Below are 506 nucleotides of genomic sequence, written 5' to 3' on the forward strand. Positions count from 1 at the left end.
ACCTTAAACGCTGGCGTGGTATAGCCACTCGTTATGCAAAAAATAGTGCGTCCTTTCTTGCCGCAGTGCAAATCCGTTGTCTTGTTCTTTGGTTAAATATTTCATGACGACTCTGCCTAGTACTACAGTCGTAGCCCACATTGTGTCATGATAGCTATCTTCTTTTTTCCTCATCCTAAGGGAGGTGCCCTATGGCCTCACCTGTCAATCTCTGGGAACAGGCGCTTCTGCGGGCTCATTCCCGTCTGCTCCCACTATTTTGCTCTGCCAGTTCTCAGCAACGTTGTCTCGCGTATCTTCTTGGGTTACTCAGCGATGTTGAACGTAAAAACGGCTGGCAACTGGCTGAATGGCTGGGTGAACGCTCACCGGATGGCATTCAATATTTTCTGGAGCGGGCCCATTGGGATGCTGAAGCCGCCCGCGATATCTTACGTGATTATGTCACCGCACATTTGGGGGATGAGCAAGGTATCCTCATTATCGATGAAACCGGTTTTATCAAA

General features: G+C 48.8%; 1 protein-coding gene and 1 pseudogene. Both read left to right on the top strand.

Annotated features, from left to right (window positions below; genetic code table 11):
- Positions 1–107, top strand: a pseudogene (locus tag AAC855_RS21235) (IS5/IS1182 family transposase); the annotation flags it as partial.
- 84 nt (positions 108–191) lie between these two features.
- A partial coding sequence (locus AAC855_RS21240) for a transposase (protein ID WP_340612121.1) occupies positions 192–506 on the top strand: 315 nt, incomplete at its 3' end.

Source organism: Xenorhabdus bharatensis (assembly GCF_037996705.1).
In the GTDB taxonomy this organism is placed as follows: Bacteria; Pseudomonadota; Gammaproteobacteria; order Enterobacterales; family Enterobacteriaceae; genus Xenorhabdus; species Xenorhabdus bharatensis.